This is a genomic window from Psychrobacter sp. TB67 (assembly GCF_000511065.1).
Classification (GTDB): domain Bacteria; phylum Pseudomonadota; class Gammaproteobacteria; order Pseudomonadales; family Moraxellaceae; genus Psychrobacter; species Psychrobacter okhotskensis.
Genome location: NZ_AYYA01000051.1, coordinates 54,672 through 72,873 on the forward strand (window position 1 = coordinate 54,672; position 18,202 = coordinate 72,873).

The following is an 18,202-nucleotide window of genomic DNA, read 5'->3' on the forward strand; positions in this document are numbered from 1 at the left end:
CTAACACGTTTTACGGCTGTCTCATCATATGGTTTAGGCGAGAAACATAGCTTGTAGTGTCTTTACCAACATATAAACCTTGAGCTTTAACAATCGCTAGCTCGATAGGGGATAAATATTGATAGAAATAAGAGGATAAGGGCAGCGGTACAAAATCGATGCCGTGGCCGCCTAACGGATGACAGCGGCTAATACGTTTTAACAAAAGCCAACTGCCTGACCAGACACCATGCCACGCTACCGCTTGTTTACCATAATTAGAACAAGTTGGATAATAGCGACAACGGGCAGGGATAATTGGACTTATTATCTTTTGATAAAAATAAATAAAATAATAAATCAAAGAAAATAAATATTTATTTATTTTTAAAATAATGAAATTCATTTTATTTTTTTTCTATTTTTTTAAAGATATTATTTATCTCATTTATTAATTCTTTATTATCTAAATCTTTAATAGATTTTTTAACAATGAAAACAATATCCTTGTTTTCTAGTTTTGCATATTTTACGCGGAACTGCTCACGTATTTGACGCTTGATTAAATTTCGCGCCACCGCAGTAGGTACTTTACGCTTGGTAATAGCCATACCGACTCGCGGCTGCTCGTGAGCATTGGTACGTATAAAAGCCATCAAATGGCTCTGGTGCAGCTTGCGCTCTGGGGCATCAAACACCTCACGGAAAGCTGCAGGCGTCAGCAGGCGTTGCTGTTTAGTGAAGCGGGCGGTCAAGGTAGCTGGAGCAGTATTGGACATAGTACAACCTAGTATCAGAGCGGGTGACAATATCAGAAGAATCATAAAATATAGAGACAAAAAAAGCGCCGATGTGGGCGCTTTTAATATATGGCTACGTGTCAGTTGTGATGATTGACTATCGCAATCTATAAATAATAGAAACACAACAAGCACTATTAGCCATGCTCATCGTCATCTACTAATTATACAGTAAGACGATGACGTCCTTTAGCGCGGCGACGAGCTAAGACCTGACGGCCTTTTTTAGTTGCCATACGAGCACGGAAACCGTGAGTACGTTTACGCTTGATCACGCTTGGTTGGAATGTACGTTTCATAACTCACCTATCAAAATAATGGACTAAATTCGTAATAACGGAGGATTATACCACCGCATAGTATCTTGGTCAATGAACTAATTTAATCGATGTTTAGATGAGTAGAGTACATCGTCTCTAAAGCCGTTTTTCTGATTACTCTTGCATCATCAATCTGTGGCTAGTGAATCCAGTTTAATTCCCTAGAAGTCCTTCTTTGTTAATTTAAACTTTTGAAAGTTATCCACAGAAATCTTTGAACTCTATAATAATTAACTATTAATATATATAAGTATTGTTGTTATTGGGAGGCCTATTATCTGTGGTTAAGTCAAAATTACCCTTTATTATCAAAATACTAGACTATGGGTAACCCTGTGGACAACCTGTGGGTGGAATATGGATAACTCGTGTTGTTAACTTATCCACAAAACTATCCACAGCCTTATCCACAAAAAACAGGATGTTATCCACAGGGTATTGTGTTAGATTAACACCCTACTTGATATGTGATTTTGCGTATTCTCTAAGAGCATTTTTGAGGTGATATTCATAGGCAATATGGATGTTGGTTGAGCAGTTATGCCGTTTAGGGCATTTTATTATTTCAGATTATGGGGTTATTATTTTTCATGATAGACACAGCAACTATTTGGGATAAGTGCCTAAACGATTTGCGTTATAACGTCAAAGATAACGTATTTACGATGTGGTTAAGACCCTTATCAGCCCATCAGGAAGCGCAGACGCTCATTATTCTTGCACCGAACGATTACTTTGTAACGTATATCAAAAAAAACCATTTGCAAGATATTCAGCAGCTGGTGGCCAAGCACAGTCAAGGTAGTATCGAGGAAGTGATCGTGCGGGTCGATAATGCAGGTCGTGAGTCGAACGACAATAATCAGTCGCAGTCAGGTTCGCTATTTGTAGAAGATAACCCCTCCCCTCCCCCTGACGAGCACAAATTTGAATCCATACATCAGAATAATGCGCGCGCAGATATCGATGCCAACATGCGTCATGCTACCCTAGCAGAATCTGCTGATGCCAAATCATTAAGCTATCTAAATCCTGATTTTACCTTTGAGACCTTTGTCACTGGTAAGTCTAACAACCTTGCGTACAAGGCTTGTTATGAGCTTGGTAAGCGTCAATCAAAGAATCGTCACAATCCTTTATTTATATATGGTCCTTCAGGATTGGGAAAAACTCATTTAATGCATTCGGTAGCGCACCGCTATTTAAAAAACAATCAAAGTTTTTATTATTTCACTTCTGAAAAATTTATTAATCAATTGGTTTATTCATTAAGAAATAATAAAATAGAAGATTTTAAAAAGAAAATAAAAAAAGTAGATTTATTAATTGTAGATGATATTCATGTACTAGCAGGAAAGACCAAGAGTAGTAATGAGTTTTTAACGTTATTTGCGGATTTTACCAGTGGTGACAAGCAACTGATTTTGGCATCAGATCGTCATCCATCGCAGATGACGGAATTTGATGAACGTTTTAGATCGCGTTTTTCTTGGGGTTTGACGGTGGCTGTTGATCCGCCTGAGATTGATACACGAGTACAAATCTTACAGAAAAAAGCAGCATCACACGGCATGACGCTCCCTAAGGAATGCGCTTTATTTATCGCTCAAAACGTGGTGTCAAATGTCCGTCGTTTAGAAGGTGCTCTAAATCAAGTATTTGCCAATGCTAACTTGACGGGTGCACAGATTACTCTTGAAATGGTGCAATACGCGCTAAAAGACATCGTCGCGATGCGGGTGCAAGCCGTCAATATGGATAATATCCGCAAAGTGGTCGCTGAATACTACGATGTGACTATCAAAGACATGATGGGACGCAAGCGTACGCGTAGTATTGCTAGACCACGGCAAATAGCCATGGCATTATCACGTGAATTGACCAGCGATAGCTTTCCGGAGATTGGACAGTCTTTTGGCGGACGGGATCATACGACGGTTATGCATGCTTGTGATAAAGTTAATGAGCTACGCGCCGCCGACCCAGCGTTTGATAAAGATTACAAGACACTTGCTCTGATGTTACAAGCAGGTTAAAGCTATATGTTACGATTAATTTTAGGCTGTAGCTACGCTATTTTTAGGCCGTGGTTACACTGTATTTTAGTCGGTTGATATGGTTTATAATATTGCGAGTACCAACCGGCAGATACCTTGTGGATTATCGTCAGTAGACAGGGTATTATTAAGCCATTATTTTACATCTATATAAAAAGAATCATTCAAATAAGAGTAACCAAGCATGCAATTATCGATTAATCGAGAGTCGTTATTAAAAGCTATTAACTTGATCGCCAAGGCCGCTGACAAACGTCACAATATGGTTATCTTGGGTAATATCAAGCTACAGTTGTCTGAGTCAGCGCTTATTTTGACAGCCTCTGACTTAGAGGTAGAGCTGACATCGACGTTGAAATTGCCTGCTGGTGCTTGTGTTGAAGCAGGAACAACCACTTTACCTGCGACAAAACTGAGAGATATCTGCAAATCCTTACCCGCACAAGCACAAGTTACGCTTGCCACCCAAGAAAACGAGCGTTGTTTGCTGACGAGTGGTAAGAGCCGCTTTACCTTGGGTACATTGCCTAGTGAAGATTATCCAAGCTTGGGCAATCCCGAAAATATCACGCCGTTGACCATTAGCCGTAGCCGTTTGACGGATTTGATTCATAAAACCCAGTTCGCCATGGCCATTCAAGATGTGCGCTATTATTTAACTGGTATGCTGTTTGATGTTTCACAACAGCAGCTAACCACCGTTGCAACTGATGGACATAGATTGGCATTGGCACGTAGTGTCATTGATGTCAGTGCAGATTTGAATATGCAAGCCATCTTGCCGCGCAAAGCGGTGATTGAGCTTGAGCGTTTGGCTTCTGAGCTTGGTAAGATGTTGGGTGATCAAGATAACGCAGTGACGCTAAGCTTTGGTCGCGAGTTTTTGCAAGTAAGCTTGCCGTTCGGTGAAGTGGATAGTGCAGGGCAGGTGAGTGATAATCTAATGGTGACCTTTACCGCACGTTTAATCGACGGTAAGTTTCCTGACTATCGTCGCGTCATGCCAAGCAATACCGATAAATTGGCCTTATTTAATCAAGAAAAAATGACAGATGTGCTACGCCGTGTCGCGATTTTAAGTAACGAAAAATCACGTGGCGTCGTCTTTAATTTCGCCAGCGATGGTATGGTGGAAGTACGCGCTAATAACGCTGAGCAAGACGAAGCGGTTGAGATGATACAAGCTAAGTATCAAGGTGAGCCGATGGAGCTGTCCTTTAATGCTGCCTATTTGCAAGATGTGCTAAGTGTCATCCAAGGGGATCTGCAAATGCATATGAGCCAATCTAACGCCTCAGTACTAGTAAATCAGCTAAATGATGAATTCCATCAATATGTCATCATGCCAATGCGTATATAGTGCTTTTTTTTGTAGAAAACGGTGCAGTTAGACGGTAGCACTTGTCCAGTGAGACGAGGTCGCTGTCTTTGTAGTATTGTTTTTAAGCCCGTTTTCATATTTAAAACTAACCTCTGCAACCTCGCAAAATCTATAATTAATTAAACTTTTGCCTGCTAATAATCGGATGGTAAAAATAGGCGGCTGTCGATATTATGATTGAACGTCTACAAATTTCACACCTACGTAACCTCAGTCAAGTCAATCTACCTGCCACTGCTTGCAACGTCATTATCGGCGCGAATGGTAGTGGTAAAACCTCGCTATTGGAAGCGATATTCTTGCTATCACGAGGTAAGAGCTTTCGTCATCACCAGCCTAAACGCTATATTCAGCACCATCAAAATAGCGCAACCGTACATGCTAGACTCAGTGATAGCAGCACTTTAGCGATTCAAAAGCAAGCTGATGCGACGACGATACTACGTCTTAATCAAAGCACCGTTTACAATCAAAGCATCTTAACCGAACAGCTCCCCACACTATTAATAGATCCCTCTACTATGGATATGTTAGAGCAGGGCAGTGCCAGTCGTCGGCAGCTGTTGGATTGGTTGGTGTTTCACATGAAACAAGGCTTTCATCCACAATGGGTAGCTTATCAACGGCTATTAAAACAGCGCAATAGTTTGCTAAAAAAATCACGCCACTTGACCCAAGTTCAACTTGCTGAGCTTAGAGCATGGGACAGAGGTCTGAGCAGTCATGCGGCACTTATCCATCACTATCGCGAACGAATATTTAGCGAATGGCAGCCTTATTTTGCTCAAAGCATTGCTCAGTTATTGCCTGCTTATGCCGAGCAATTGAGCTTGAGCTATAGTGCCGGTTACGACACCAGTGTTGCGCTCGATGTACAGCTTAATGAGCGCTTAGAACAGGATTTGCAGCTGGGCTATACCCGCATCGGTAACCACCGTGCCGATATTCATGTCCATTGGCGCTCTAGCGAGCCGCTAGCCATACATGAAGGGCAGGAAACTAAAAACACGACAGTAGAAGGCGATATACACACGAAATTGCCCGTTTTAAAAGAGCAGGCCGCTAATGTGTTATCGCGCGGTGAAAAGAAGCTATTGATTACCGCATTGCGCTTATCACAGTTGCCGCTGCTACTTAATACTGAAAAAGATGCGGATATCTCTAACAATGATTTTAAATCGCGAGTGACGCCCGTGGTATTGTTAGACGATATCACTGCAGAGCTTGATGATAGGGCGATTGAGATTTTATTGTCAACGCTAGCGCAGCTGCCTTGTCAAGTATTTATGACCAGTTTGACCGATGATATCGTACCGCTAGTCAATACATTATGGTCAAAACCTAATATGTTTCATGTGAAACAAGGTCAAATTTCTCCTGACAACTAAGCATAAATATTGATATTTTTGTTTTAATTCCTCCTCGTCAACTTTGCATTTCATCCATAATTTACCCTCTTATTTTTCGGTAATTCTTACCGACTTAAAATACCTGATAGATAACGATAAAACTGCCAGTAAACAGTGACTTAGAAGCAAAAAAATGCTAAAATAGGGCTTTATTTTTGTCCTATTCTCAGTAAGTTATCTTATGGCGTGATATAGAGTTTTTTTATTATCTATAAAATTCTAAGTGGCTGATAAATATGTGTTTTATTTATTTTACTTGGCTTTAATAATGTTTAAAAGAACAGAAGCTAGTATTAAAAATACCGAGCGCTAATTTTATGTCTGTAATGACATGCCACAAAGTTGTAGCTAACAATGTTTAGCTAATAATACGCATGACAGGCTTTGACCATAAAACGTTAAGTCTAAGATAACATCGTGAGGCGTCACCGTAATGGTGCGCCCGTGATGGGCTGATAATGGCTAGATTAAGGAATGCACATGAGTGATTCATTACCTACCGATTACGAGCAATTGACGGCCGATACGACAGTTTCAGATGCTATGGTGTCGGATACTGTCGTTGACACGATTGTCCCTGCCGCCGTTCAAGGGTTACCCTCTGATTACAGCTCCAAAGATATCCGTGTTTTACGCGGTTTAGAAGCCGTGCGCGTGCGTCCTGGGATGTATATCGGTGATACCGATGACGGCACCGGCTTGCATCATATGGTCTTTGAGGTGGTGGACAACTCTATCGATGAAGCATTGGCCGGTCATTGTGATCAGATCGATATCGTCATTCACGAAGACGAATCGGTCAGTGTCATGGACAATGGTCGCGGCGTCCCTGTTGATATCCATCCAGAAGAGGGGGTGTCAGCGGCGCAGGTTATCATGACCGTGCTGCACGCAGGTGGTAAGTTCGATGATAACAGCTATAAAGTCTCAGGCGGTCTACATGGTGTCGGCGTCTCGGTCGTTAACGCCTTGTCCAAAAAGCTTGAAATGAATATCTGGCGTGAAGGCTATCACTACCATCAGACGTATACCGATGGTGTGCCTGATGCTGACATTCAGCAAATGGAAGCAACGGATAAAACGGGCACCCAAATCCGCTTTTATCCTAGTAACGATGTCTTTACTGGCACTATCTTCGAATATGATATTTTAGCCAAGCGTTTACGTGAGCTGTCGTTTTTGAACTCAGGTGTACGCATCGTCTTGACCGATGAGCGTATCGATAAGCGTCATGAGTTTGAGCATAAAGGCGGATTGTCAGAGTTTGTCAGCTATATTAATGCGGGCAAAGATGGCGTCAACGAAGTCTTCCATTTTGATAGTGAGCAAGACGATGGCATCAGTGTCGAAGTGGCCCTACAATGGACGGACACTTATAACGAAAAAGTATTGTGCTTTACCAACAACATCCCGCAGCGCGATGGTGGTACGCATTTATCAGGCTTTCGTTCGGCATTGACCCGCTGTCTAAACAGTTATATGGATCGTGAAAACTTATTCAAAAAAGAGAAAGTGACGGCGACGGGCGATGATGCGCGTGAAGGTTTGACGGCGATTGTCTCGGTTAAAGTGCCTGATCCAAAATTCTCTAGTCAAACCAAAGACAAGCTGGTCTCAAGCGAAGTAAAGTCTGCTGTTGAATCAGCCATGCATGATAAGTTCAACGACTTTTTGTTAGAGAATCCAACGGCTAGTAAAGCCATTGCGAATAAAATCATCGATGCAGCACGAGCACGTGATGCTGCTCGCAAAGCACGTGAAATGACACGTCGTAAGACCACTTTGGATATCGCTGGTTTGCCTGGTAAGTTGGCGGATTGCCAAGAAAAAGATCCAGCGCTTTCAGAGCTGTATATCGTGGAGGGTGACTCTGCGGGTGGTTCAGCCAAGCAGGGTCGTAGCCGTAAGACCCAAGCGATTTTGCCACTAAAAGGTAAAATCCTAAACGTTGAGCGTGCGCGTTTTGACAAAATGTTGTCGTCTGCGGAAGTAGGTAACTTAATTACTGCGCTTGGCTGTGGTATCGGTCCTGATGAATATAATCCTGATAAAGTACGCTATCACAAAATCATCATCATGACCGATGCCGACGTTGATGGGTCACACATTCGTACCTTGCTGTTGACCTTCTTCTTCCGTCAAACGCCAGAGCTGATCGAGCGTGGCTATATTTATATCGCTCAGCCACCGCTATACAAAGTGAAAAAAGGTCGTCAAGAGCTGTATCTAAAGGACGATGAAGCCTTAAAAGCTTATCTATTGTCATCAACGATTGACAATACCAAGCTGCATATTAGTGCTGATGCGCCTGCCATTACTGGGCAAGCATTAGAGACGCTATTGAATGATTATAACCAAACGCAGCTGATCAAAGCCCGTTTGCAAATTCGTTTTCCAGCGGTAATTTTGGATGCTTTAACGCATACGCCAAAGCTTAGCACTGATATGACTTACGATAAGTCTGCTATGCAAGCGTGGCAAGAAGCCATGCAAACTCAGCTTGAGCACTTTGGTAGTGATCTGAGCCCTGAGATTGAATTGGTCAATATTCATGCGCCGCAACCAAAGAATATGGATGCTGCCGCTGCAGACTTATTGGGTATGAGGCCTGCGGTAGAAATTGCAGATGGCACAGTGTCTGATAGTGAGGCGTTATCAGCCAAGGCACAATGGTTGCCACGTATCACTGTTTATGTGCATCAATTAGCCCACCATTATCTGCTAGATGCAAGCTTTATCAACTCAGGTGAATATACCAAGTTGCTACGATTATCGGCTGAATGGAACACCTTACTTGAGGAAGATGCCTTTATTCGTCGTGAGGCAACAGCAGGTACGACCAAAGATATCCCAGTGCGTGACTTTGATTATCTCTGGCAACAGATGATGCTGGATGCGCGTCGTGGTTTGGCAATCCAGCGCTATAAAGGGCTAGGGGAGATGAACGCTGATCAGCTTTGGGATACCACTATGGATCCTGAAAACCGTCGCATGCTACGCGTCACGATCGAAGATGCTATCGCGGCGGATCATATGTTTACCTGCCTAATGGGTGATCACGTTGAGCCACGTCGTATCTTTATCGAAGAAAATGCGCTAACAGTGTCTAATTTGGATATTTAGCTTTTAAGCTTTGAGATTATAGACCTTGAAGTTTGAATATAAGTATTTATTGGTATAAAGTCATCTTGCTCGCAAGGTGGCTTTTTTCATATGAAACATTACCAGTAAAATAGTGAGGGTAACACTATGCTAAACGCAGAACAAAAGAAGTATTTGTCACAACTATCAAAAACGGCCTTAATTGATTTTGTCTCTGATGTGTATGGTGTAGATAAAATGCTCGATAAAAAAATTGAGCGTCTGCTATTACAATCAGATAAGCCTAAACTTATAAAAAAGTTAACCACTACACTAAAAGGACTTAGAAGACGAAGGAAGTTTGTAGATTATTGGGAGTCTAGCGAATTTGCTACTGAGCTTCAGCACTTAGCCAGTGACATAATGAGCCTTTATCCTGAGCAACCACAAGAATGCCTGACGTTACTTGAGTTATTTATAGAATCTACTAATGCTAGCTTAGGGCGTGCTGATGATTCTAACGGTTATATTGGTGATATTTATAGGAGTTTGACTGCATCTTGGCTGACAGTGGCTAGCACATGCTATGAGCAAGAAAAGCGAGACATACTGGTTGATGAGCGCGATATACTCAGCCATGCTTGGGTAAAGAAAGTAAAATTGCTGGCTGACGATAATGATTATGGTACTAAAGATAGTTTATTAGAAGATATTAATGAGCTGTTATCTGAGCCTGAGATACGTGGATTGATCGCTGATTATCAACAAGAGCGTGAGAATATCCAAATAAAAAAGGCAAACGAAGATACGCTCAATGAAAGGCAAAACAGCCCTTTAAGCGATGATGCTTTTTCGATTAACTATGAAAAAATGGTAATTGAGATCGCCATAAAAAATCTATCAAGGGCGCTAGGTGATGTGGGATTTTTTGAAACCATCTTTTTTGAGATGCAAGAGACTAGACCAGTTCATCCTCGAAGATTAGAAGAGTTGCTAACATTTTTGCTAAATCAAAGAGCTTTTGATAAGGCACTACACTACTTAAATGAAGAGTGGCAAAGCGATGGTCTGTTAGATAAGACCAGACGCTTGGATTGGCTAAGTCACATATATCACATGCAAAAAAATACCAATGCGCTCATGGAAGTGCTAGGCGAGGTATTTGAGCTGCAACCAAGCCCTTTAAGGCTAAAAGCTATCATGGCTGAGGCCAGTCCTGCTCAGCAAGCTCAGTGGCGAAAAAGAGCTTATGAGCTGGCAGAGCAACAAGAAAATGTATTTATGGCAACATCACTACTGCTAGAAATAGGAGAGGTTGAGCTTGCCAATCAGGTCGCAGTTGCCCGTTATTGCCAGTTTGCTGATGTACATTATACAGCGCTAACCGGCATGTTAAAGGAGTTGCCAGCTGAGACTGATTTACTTCAAGTTATTATTTATCGCACTTTACTTAATGATATTCTAGACAGCTCTCGCAGCAAAGCCTATGGTCACGCGGCTCGCTACTTCAACCGTCTAACAAAGCTTGATACGGTTATTAGTCAATCGTCTAAGCCTTACAGCGAACTTGCAACCCATAAAGAATATGTTATTACGCTTAAAGATAAGCATGGCAGAAAGCGTAGTTTTTGGGAAGAGGTAAACGATTAAATCGATGTGATGTTTCACGTGAAACTTCACTAGATAAATCATTATAATAAGTGGACACTAAAATGATTGAAGTTGTGTTGCTGGCTATCGCTTTAGCCATGGATGCATTTGCTGTCGCGATTGGGCTGGGTGCTAAGTCGCAAAAACAAAGCAAGCAGTATTTGTTACGTTTAGCTGTTTATGCGGCGTTATATTTTGGTATTGCGCAGGGCGTGATGCCATTGATTGGATATTTGTTAGGCGCAGCACTTTTAGGCTGGTTGGCTGCTGCTGCACCTTGGATCGGTGGCATTATACTGATCGGTCTCGGTGGCAAGATGCTTTATGAGGTGTTTACTGGTGATGGGGAGGATGCGGTAGACAGTGCGCTTCACCTAAAGGCTGGTGCTATTGATACGACTGGTGATACCGTTGCCGCCATAGGCAGTGGAAACGGCAGTATCAATCATCGCACTATGTTTACGCTCGCCATTGCCACCAGTATTGATGCGATGGCGGCAGGGTTTACCCTTAATTTATTGGCATTGAATGCATGGTTAGCATGTTTAATTATCGCTGTAGTAACGGCTATATTTGGGCTATTCGGTGTTTATCTAGGCTGGCGCTCTGGTACATGGTTAGAGGATAAAGCCGAAGCATTAGGTGGTTTGGTGCTTATTTTAATTGGTATAAAAATCATGTTTTTTGGCTAGATAACTAGGGCGTGTTGAACATTCATAAATGAACACTGCTGATCGCTAAAATTGTTCCAGACACGGCGCAAGTCGAAGATTATGTTGATACCTTAGCTCGAATTGCAACACGGTATGGGGCAATTTTAGCATCAGCCTAAAAAATAGTCTCTGTCAGTGCCACGATCGAATGTTCAACACGCCCTATAATGAGTGAAAATTAATATCGATAAATCAGCAATACCGTCGCGTTTTAAGGTATTTAACTATATTCCATTTTGACTTATTTTCTCAATAAAAAGCACCGCTCTGGGTTCCAGAGCGGTGCTTTTTTTGTTTCACGTGAAACTTTAAGAATTAAAAACAGTAACTACTATTCTTCATCAGTGTTAAAACGCCATGCCAATATACGGGTGTTTTTCTGTCCTTGGCTCATCTCAATAATGCGCATCTGTGTGACATCAAGCTGCTTTAGCAATAGCTGTAAAGGTTTTACGTTTTCAGACTTCGAGACTAAGCTAGTAAACCAGCCAACATGCTCAGCGAAATCTTGGCTCTCTTTTATCATCTTAGTCAAAAAGGTAATCTCGCCACCTTCACTCCATAGCTCTTTATGCTGACCGCCGAAGTTTAGGTTTTGTGCCGCATTGCCAGATTTCGTTGAGTGTCGGCTTACTTGCTCGTTTTCATTCTTGCCACGATGGCGTTGCAAATTATGCTGCTTGCGGGTATTGGATTCCATCGCTTCTTCTAGTGACGCATGGAATGGCGGGTTGCACACGACCACATCGAAGTAATCTTGACGACCGATGATACCTGCAAAAAACTTCTTCGGATTGGGTTGTAGTTTTACTTTCACCGCGCCTTTTAGCTTTGGATTGGCTTCACAAATCAATGCCGCGGTATTGACCGAAATAGGGTCGATATCGCTCGCCGTAAAGCGCCAACCGTAGCTTTGGCTGCCGATAATAGGGTAAATAGCACTGGCACCAGTACCAATATCTAAGGCATGGATTTCTTTACCCATCGGCGGTGTATTATCGTCATTCATGTGCGTGGTTTGCGCCAATAAGTCAGCGATGTAATGAATATAATCGGCACGCCCCGGAATCGGTGGACACAAATAACCTTCAGGAATGTCCCAAAATTTAACGCCATAATAATGGGCCAATAGCGCCTGATTAAGCACTCTTACCGCTTGATGATCAGAGAAGTTAATCGTTGGCTCGCCATTAGGATTGGTAATCGTATGCTTGGCAAGCTCAGGCAAAGCGCGGGTCAATACCGCAAAGTCATAGCGGCCTTGGTGCGGATTGCGTGGATGCAGCTGGCCTAATTTTTTGGCAGTCTCAGGTGATCTGTTTCTGTGATTGTTAGCGGTCGGGCGACGGTTCATAAGCTTACTGGTCATAGTATCGGGCTTTGATGTTTGAATATAATCAACCATTTTAGCAGATTTCGCGGCTAACGAATGTCTTATCGGCTACGTAAAATCAGGTTTAATCCCAATACGATCATCGCGGTACCTAAGACGCGGTCAATCCAATGCTCAAAGCGTTGAAAGCGACGATGTATCGCAGGAATGGAGAGTAACATCACTACGGCGCTAAACCATGCCATCTGCAAGACCATCATCCATACGCCATAGATTGCTAACTGCCAAAGCGGTATGTCAGGTGACAATACGAGGGTAAATATCGCGACAAAATACACCGGCGCTTTTGGGTTAAATACATTACAAAAAAAGCCGCGACGTAGAATGGCGAAAGTTGAGTCGCTATTAATAGAAGATTTTTTGGTAGAAAGCAGCGGTGCTTGCTCGGTAGTCGCGGCTTGTGAAACATCAATGCGTACATTTTCTGAATCTGCTAAATCTAATGGTTTTTTCGGTTTGGCTTGAATACCTTGCCATCCGAGATAAATCAGATAGCTACCACCCAACCATTTAATAGCGGTCAATAGCGGCTGCGAATGGGCGATCACTGTTGCCAGTCCCAGTACCGAATAGATAATGTGTACAGCAAGACCCAAGGTAATACCAAGGCTACAAATCAAACCTGTGCGCCGACCTTTTGCCAATGTCTGCTGTGATACCAAGACAAAATCAGGCCCTGGAGAGGCAGCAGCAAGTAAATGGACGCTGGTGATCAGCAAAAAACCGTGCCAAAATTCCATAAAAAGCTCTGAGTCATGTCTTAGGTTGAATAATAGTTGCACTTATCGCAAATCAGGTCAACTGATATTGAGGTCAGCTGTTGATGGAAACGCTAAAACGGTGCTTGCGTTGCAAAGAGCGTATGTCTATATTGAAAGTCAGTAATATTCACTGAAATAAGACAATTTTGGCGTAGGGTGTGGTTAACGCAGCGTAACCCACCGTCTTATACTTTTATAAGGTTTAAATGGTGGGTTACATTTTATCTTCATTCTCTACGAAAACTTGATAAAACTAACCGCACCCTACCACAACTACAAATATAAAAAGGATAAAACCATGAGCATGCAAAACGATACTGACGCTATTGGCAAGCGCATTACCTATGAAACTGACGGCCATATCTGCCTAATCGGACTCAATCGTGCGGACAAGCGCAACGCCTTTGATAGCCATATGATCAAGCAACTCTCTGAGGCGCTTACCAACTATGAAAACGACGATAACCTACGCTGTGCGCTTATCTTCGCCCATGGCGAGCACTTTACCGCTGGTCTTGATTTGATGGAGCTACAAGATAAATGGGATAAAGGCGCGTTTGAATTCAATGATAATAAAATCGATCCGTGGGGTATCGGTGGCAAACTGCGGACCAAACCTGTGGTCGTGGCAATACAAGGCACTTGCTTTACCGCTGGGATTGAGCTGATGCTAAATAGTGATGTGGTCATCGCTAGTGATAACTGCAACTTTGCGCAAATGGAAGTCCAACGCGGTATCATGCCGTTTGGCGGGGCGACGGTAAGATTTGTCGCGGCAGCTGGCTGGCAAAAAGCCATGCCGTATTTGCTAACTGGTAAAAACTTTGATGCGCAAACGGCTGATAGACTTAATTTAGTCAGTGAAGTCGTCGCCAATGGTGAAGAGTATGAGCGCGCACGCACTATCGCTAAAGAGATCTGTCAAGCCGCGCCACTTGGGGTACAAGGGTTGCTGTCTTCTGCGCAAGATGCCAGTCGTAATGGCGCAAAAGCAGCACTCGCCAATATTCATAGCTATCTGCCGCATTTATTTCATTCAGAAGATGCCAAAGAGGGTGCGATGGCGATGGTTGAGAGACGGGAAGCTGAGTTTGTGGGGCGTTAGGGTTTTTAGTCTACCTCTCGTATGATCATAAGAAACCATCATTAAAATTTCATTTGAAGGATACCGCGGTGCAACAAATTATCATAAAGAATGATGACTATAACGGTCCATCCCAAGTTACTAGGGAGGAGTGGCTACATGTATTGTTAGATGAAGACTTTATGTCTTTTAACTATAAATTCTTCTTGATCACTTTTTTCTCAGAGCCTGAATACAAGGCTGACTTTGAGTATCTGGCAAAGCGATATAATCTCTCGAAGCAATCTCTAAGTGGCTATATAAGTCAATTTAATATGAAGGTGAAGAAAAGATTTTCGAAGTTGCAAAATGTCGATACATCAAGTTTGTGGCTAATTGCTATGAAAGGTAGTGAAAATGGTGAATGGCAGTTGCGCGACGAGCTAGTTGGAGCAATGCAAGAGCTAGATTACATCAATGTTAGCGCTATAAAAATCGACAGCATCGGTCACTTGGTTGGTCTTATAAACCAAGACGTCAGTGGTCTGAAAAAGGACTTTCTTTTCGCTAGAAAAGAGCTGACAGGTAATCAAAGAATTACTAACTCAAAGTTATTGTTCAAATACGATAGCGAAGACAGAGAGTGGGCGATCAACGAAGGTGCGGGCACCGAAGTCCAATACCACATCTACTTATCAGACAATAAAATTGGTTACGGTTTAGGATTTAATACGCTTTACGTCAGATTTAAAGAAGAAAAAACACCAATAGAATATATCAAGCCGTTTATGGATGCTTTTATAGCTTTGAGAGACAGTGAAGAGATTACTAAGCTTGCTAAGAGAGGCTTTACATTAAACACGGATGAATACGGCTTTCAAAACCCTGTCAAAGACGAGCATTACTTATTCGGTCGAATAATGGAGTTAGATTATGAACAGAGACTGTCTTTGCTTGATTACTACAGTATCATCAATGATCTAAAAGGCGATTTGTTTGAAGCTTATAAAAATGTTTTTAAGCTTGCTAATAAGTCAATTATGAATGAACAAGTAAGTACTTCAAACGCTCAACCACCTATCACCAATCCTTTGCTACAAGAAATCAGCGAGCTACTGTTAGCCAATAAGAATCTTATACTTACAGGAGCACCAGGAACGGGTAAAACCTACTTAGCAAAAGCGCTGGCTAAAGCTTGGGATGCAGAGCACAAGCTCATTCAATTTCATCCGTCCTATGACTATACTGATTTTGTCGAAGGTCTAAGACCTATTCAAAATGAAGAAGGTGAGGTTAGCTTTGAGCTGCGGGACGGTAGTTTTAAGAAGTTCTGTAAAGAAGCATTAAAGTATCAGAACAATCAACAATTAAGTAACTTTGATGAGGTCTATCAAAGATTTATAGATGAGATATCTGAGAATACTTTAGAGTTAGCAACCCCTAGCCAAGAGAGTCCATTTAGCGTTATTGTTAACTCGCGCGATAATATTACCGCCGTTCTTTCAAGTGAAACGCAGAGACAAATCACTTTAACCAAATCTTTGATACAAACCTATTTTGAAACAGGTAAGTCGCTGAACTGGAAGCCTTATCTGATTCCAGTATGCCAATACATTGAAGAAAACTACGATTTGCAAATGGCTAATACCGATGATAAAAACAAAAAGTTCGTCCTTATACTCGATGAAATAAACCGTGCCGAGATATCCAAAGTCTTAGGCGAGCTTTTCTTCTCAATTGACCCCGGCTATCGGGGCGAGAGTGGCAGAGTCACTACCCAATACGCCAATCTGCAAACCAAAGAAGATGTTTTTAAGAACGGTTTTTATATTCCAGACAACGTCTATATCATCGGTACCATGAACGATATCGATCGTAGTGTCGAATCATTTGATTTTGCAATGCGCCGCCGATTTGCTTGGAAAGAAATCAAAGCCGAAGATAGGCTTTCAATGTGGGAAGGGCAAATAGATGAATGGGCAGAAGAAGCTAAGCAACGGCTTATTAATTTAAATAGTGCTATCGAATCTGTTCAAGGCTTGAGCGATGCCTACCATGTCGGTCCAGCTTACTTCCTAAAACTGGCTAATTATAATGGGGATTTCGATAAACTCTGGACGTACCATCTACAGTCGCTCCTGTTTGAATATCTGCGTGGCTATCCTGATGCCGATGAGCAGCTTGCTAGTTTAAAAAGTGCCTATGATAATACCTATGACTCGGTTGGTTATAATGATAGTCACGACTGACAATACAGCTTTAGAGCTGACGGCAATGGATCAGGTTTATAAGGATAATATAAGTCTGATTGCTAATAAAAATATTAGCGAGTTGGTAAAAGCAAATCCTGATTTACTAATATTTCCTGATTATCTTAAGGACAACGAAGACGATATTGCTAGCGAGCCAATCTTTGAGCTAACTCTTAGTGATTCTAAGATAATTTTAACAACGGGTAATGTCATGGGTTTTATTGGCGTACAGAATACGCAACTAAAAATCCAATCGCGTTTTGCTCAGAGTGTTATCGATGAGGCTAGTGACGTTGGTACTGTAACGAATAATCAAGAAGCCAGTATTGAGGACTATTTTTTACACTATATGCTACAAAAGGTACTGTGCTTTAATTTATTTGATTTAAAGCATAGTCGCAATCAAACCAATGTCTTTGATTTTTTGGTCTATTTATTTCCTTATCTAACCCCACTCTCAACTTGAAATAAGCAAATCAAACTGAAGAGGCGGATTACCAAGTTTTTTGTTGAGTACAAAGCACAGATTGTGTGAAAGAATCTTACGAATCAATCGATGAGACAAATGCCATAAATCTCTTGCTCGTACCCTTTGTATATTAAATCGTTCTGATAGCTGACCAATGACTGTTTCAACGATACGGCGGGCTTTCATTAGCCGCCTTACCACAGGTTTGGGTCTATCCTCTTTCATGTTGGCTCTGAGTGGCGTTTGTAAATCCACGCCTTGAGCGTCGTAGTACGATGTCAGACTAGGGCTGATATACCCTTTATCAGCGCCAAGCAGCCCATGAATATGAGTGGTGATTTCTGGGGCAACCGCTCTTTCATCAACATTGGCAGGAGCAAAGGTAAAGCCTTTAATCATGCCCGATAAGTTAACAAGCAAATGGCCTTCAAAGCCATAGTACCTCTCTTGCTTAGCGGCACAGTAGCTAAAAGCTGCTAAGTCTTGATAATTCTTATGCCGATAAGCGCGTCCATAATGACAGACGGGTATCGGAAAGCCATCCATAAAATGAATGTTGTCACGGCCTTCAATTTGACTGACGTTATCTTGTATCCGCTGTTTGACTTGCCACAGATTTGCGCAATGCTTTGCGAAGTTAGGGTATGAGCCGATGGCTGGAAACCAGTCTTGCCAATGCTGGGTAAAGTATTGCCAAATTTGTTTGTCTTGATCAAGGTGTAAAAATTCACCGACCATCTCCATGCAAATGACCTCAGGATCACTTAGCTTTGGCGCGTAACCTGCACTTCGCAAGGGTTTGGTGACGACTATTTTGTAATATTGCTCTACCATTAAATAGATATTGATGATAAATTCGTCTATGGGCATCTCA

General features: G+C 42.1%; 15 protein-coding genes. 9 read left to right on the forward strand and 6 right to left on the reverse strand.

Annotated elements, in window-relative coordinates:
* Positions 1 to 10: 10 nt before the first annotated feature.
* From yidD to rpmH, 3 genes are all read right to left on the reverse strand, one after another.
* Positions 11 to 385 carry a membrane protein insertion efficiency factor YidD gene (yidD, locus tag W293_RS0108290; protein WP_025651991.1) on the reverse strand — a complete coding sequence of 125 codons (375 nt, stop codon included), beginning with the start codon at positions 383 to 385 and terminating at the stop codon, positions 11 to 13.
* Position 386: 1 nt separating this feature from the next.
* Entirely contained in the window at positions 387 to 758 is a 372-nt protein-coding gene (gene rnpA, locus W293_RS0108295) for a ribonuclease P protein component (protein ID WP_025651992.1), read from the reverse strand.
* Between the two features lie 185 nt (positions 759 to 943).
* A complete protein-coding gene (gene rpmH, locus W293_RS0108300) occupies positions 944 to 1,078 on the reverse strand; it encodes a 50S ribosomal protein L34 (protein WP_007394757.1) in 135 nt (44 codons plus the stop codon).
* Between the two features lie 611 nt (positions 1,079 to 1,689).
* Between rpmH and dnaA the strand changes: the two genes are divergently transcribed.
* From dnaA to W293_RS0108330, 6 genes are all read left to right on the forward strand, one after another.
* Positions 1,690 to 3,135, forward strand: a complete 1,446-nt coding sequence (gene dnaA, locus W293_RS0108305) for a chromosomal replication initiator protein DnaA (protein ID WP_025651994.1) — start codon at positions 1,690 to 1,692, stop codon at positions 3,133 to 3,135.
* Positions 3,136 to 3,340: 205 nt separating this feature from the next.
* Positions 3,341 to 4,516, forward strand: a complete 1,176-nt coding sequence (dnaN, locus tag W293_RS0108310; protein ID WP_025651995.1) for a DNA polymerase III subunit beta — start codon at positions 3,341 to 3,343, stop codon at positions 4,514 to 4,516.
* A gap of 194 nt (positions 4,517 to 4,710) precedes the next feature.
* On the forward strand, positions 4,711 to 5,925 hold the full coding sequence (gene recF / locus W293_RS0108315; protein ID WP_025651996.1) for a DNA replication/repair protein RecF: 1,215 nt from the start codon (positions 4,711 to 4,713) through the stop codon (positions 5,923 to 5,925).
* 564 nt (positions 5,926 to 6,489) lie between these two features.
* Positions 6,490 to 9,069: a DNA topoisomerase (ATP-hydrolyzing) subunit B gene (gyrB, locus tag W293_RS0108320; RefSeq protein WP_051395163.1), complete on the forward strand. Its 2,580-nt coding sequence runs from the start codon at positions 6,490 to 6,492 to the stop codon at positions 9,067 to 9,069.
* Between the two features lie 126 nt (positions 9,070 to 9,195).
* Positions 9,196 to 10,677, forward strand: coding sequence for a DUF6880 family protein (locus tag W293_RS0108325; protein ID WP_025651998.1), 1,482 nt, complete (start codon positions 9,196 to 9,198; stop codon positions 10,675 to 10,677).
* A gap of 62 nt (positions 10,678 to 10,739) precedes the next feature.
* Complete coding sequence (locus W293_RS0108330; RefSeq protein WP_025651999.1) at positions 10,740 to 11,369, forward strand: manganese efflux pump MntP family protein; 630 nt, start codon at positions 10,740 to 10,742, stop codon at positions 11,367 to 11,369.
* A 352-nt stretch (positions 11,370 to 11,721) separates the two neighbouring features.
* Here W293_RS0108330 and rlmF read toward each other — a convergent pair whose 3' ends face one another.
* On the reverse strand, positions 11,722 to 12,759 hold the full coding sequence (gene rlmF / locus W293_RS0108335) for a 23S rRNA (adenine(1618)-N(6))-methyltransferase RlmF (protein WP_025652000.1): 1,038 nt from the start codon (positions 12,757 to 12,759) through the stop codon (positions 11,722 to 11,724).
* A gap of 65 nt (positions 12,760 to 12,824) precedes the next feature.
* Complete coding sequence (locus W293_RS0108340) at positions 12,825 to 13,523, reverse strand: LysE family translocator (protein ID WP_025652001.1); 699 nt, start codon at positions 13,521 to 13,523, stop codon at positions 12,825 to 12,827.
* Between the two features lie 319 nt (positions 13,524 to 13,842).
* Between W293_RS0108340 and W293_RS0108345 the strand changes: the two genes are divergently transcribed.
* From W293_RS0108345 to W293_RS0108355, 3 genes are all read left to right on the forward strand, one after another.
* Positions 13,843 to 14,649 carry a crotonase/enoyl-CoA hydratase family protein gene (locus tag W293_RS0108345; protein ID WP_025652002.1) on the forward strand — a complete coding sequence of 269 codons (807 nt, stop codon included), beginning with the start codon at positions 13,843 to 13,845 and terminating at the stop codon, positions 14,647 to 14,649.
* A gap of 68 nt (positions 14,650 to 14,717) precedes the next feature.
* Positions 14,718 to 16,856 (forward strand): McrB family protein, encoded by a 2,139-nt coding sequence (locus W293_RS17360; protein ID WP_025652003.1) that lies wholly within the window; start codon positions 14,718 to 14,720, stop codon positions 16,854 to 16,856.
* A complete protein-coding gene (locus W293_RS0108355) occupies positions 16,840 to 17,325 on the forward strand; it encodes a hypothetical protein (RefSeq protein WP_025652004.1) in 486 nt (161 codons plus the stop codon). Before W293_RS17360 ends, W293_RS0108355 begins: the two co-directional genes overlap by 17 nt.
* Here the strand turns inward: W293_RS0108355 and W293_RS0108360 are convergent.
* On the reverse strand, positions 17,317 to 18,198 hold the full coding sequence (locus W293_RS0108360; RefSeq protein WP_025651136.1) for an IS982 family transposase: 882 nt from the start codon (positions 18,196 to 18,198) through the stop codon (positions 17,317 to 17,319). The two genes, W293_RS0108355 and W293_RS0108360, sit on opposite strands and share 9 nt — an antisense overlap.
* Positions 18,199 to 18,202: the final 4 nt, after the last annotated feature.

Excerpts from the sequence above, each read along its gene's own strand:
- rlmF (WP_025652000.1), bottom strand. The coding sequence starts at position 12,759 with ATGACCAGTAAGCTTATGAACCGTCGCCCGACCGCTAACAATCACAGA.
- W293_RS0108325 (WP_025651998.1), top strand. The coding sequence starts at position 9,196 with ATGCTAAACGCAGAACAAAAGAAGTATTTGTCACAACTATCAAAAACG.
- W293_RS0108340 (WP_025652001.1), bottom strand. The coding sequence starts at position 13,523 with ATGGAATTTTGGCACGGTTTTTTGCTGATCACCAGCGTCCATTTACTT.
- yidD (WP_025651991.1), bottom strand. The coding sequence starts at position 385 with ATGAATTTCATTATTTTAAAAATAAATAAATATTTATTTTCTTTGATT.
- W293_RS0108355 (WP_025652004.1), top strand. The coding sequence starts at position 16,840 with ATGATAGTCACGACTGACAATACAGCTTTAGAGCTGACGGCAATGGAT.
- W293_RS0108330 (WP_025651999.1), top strand. The coding sequence starts at position 10,740 with ATGATTGAAGTTGTGTTGCTGGCTATCGCTTTAGCCATGGATGCATTT.
- W293_RS0108360 (WP_025651136.1), bottom strand. The coding sequence starts at position 18,198 with ATGCCCATAGACGAATTTATCATCAATATCTATTTAATGGTAGAGCAA.
- W293_RS0108345 (WP_025652002.1), top strand. The coding sequence starts at position 13,843 with ATGAGCATGCAAAACGATACTGACGCTATTGGCAAGCGCATTACCTAT.
- dnaA (WP_025651994.1), top strand. The coding sequence starts at position 1,690 with ATGATAGACACAGCAACTATTTGGGATAAGTGCCTAAACGATTTGCGT.
- recF (WP_025651996.1), top strand. The coding sequence starts at position 4,711 with ATGATTGAACGTCTACAAATTTCACACCTACGTAACCTCAGTCAAGTC.
- rnpA (WP_025651992.1), bottom strand. The coding sequence starts at position 758 with ATGTCCAATACTGCTCCAGCTACCTTGACCGCCCGCTTCACTAAACAG.
- gyrB (WP_051395163.1), top strand. The coding sequence starts at position 6,490 with ATGGTGTCGGATACTGTCGTTGACACGATTGTCCCTGCCGCCGTTCAA.
- dnaN (WP_025651995.1), top strand. The coding sequence starts at position 3,341 with ATGCAATTATCGATTAATCGAGAGTCGTTATTAAAAGCTATTAACTTG.
- rpmH (WP_007394757.1), bottom strand. The coding sequence starts at position 1,078 with ATGAAACGTACATTCCAACCAAGCGTGATCAAGCGTAAACGTACTCAC.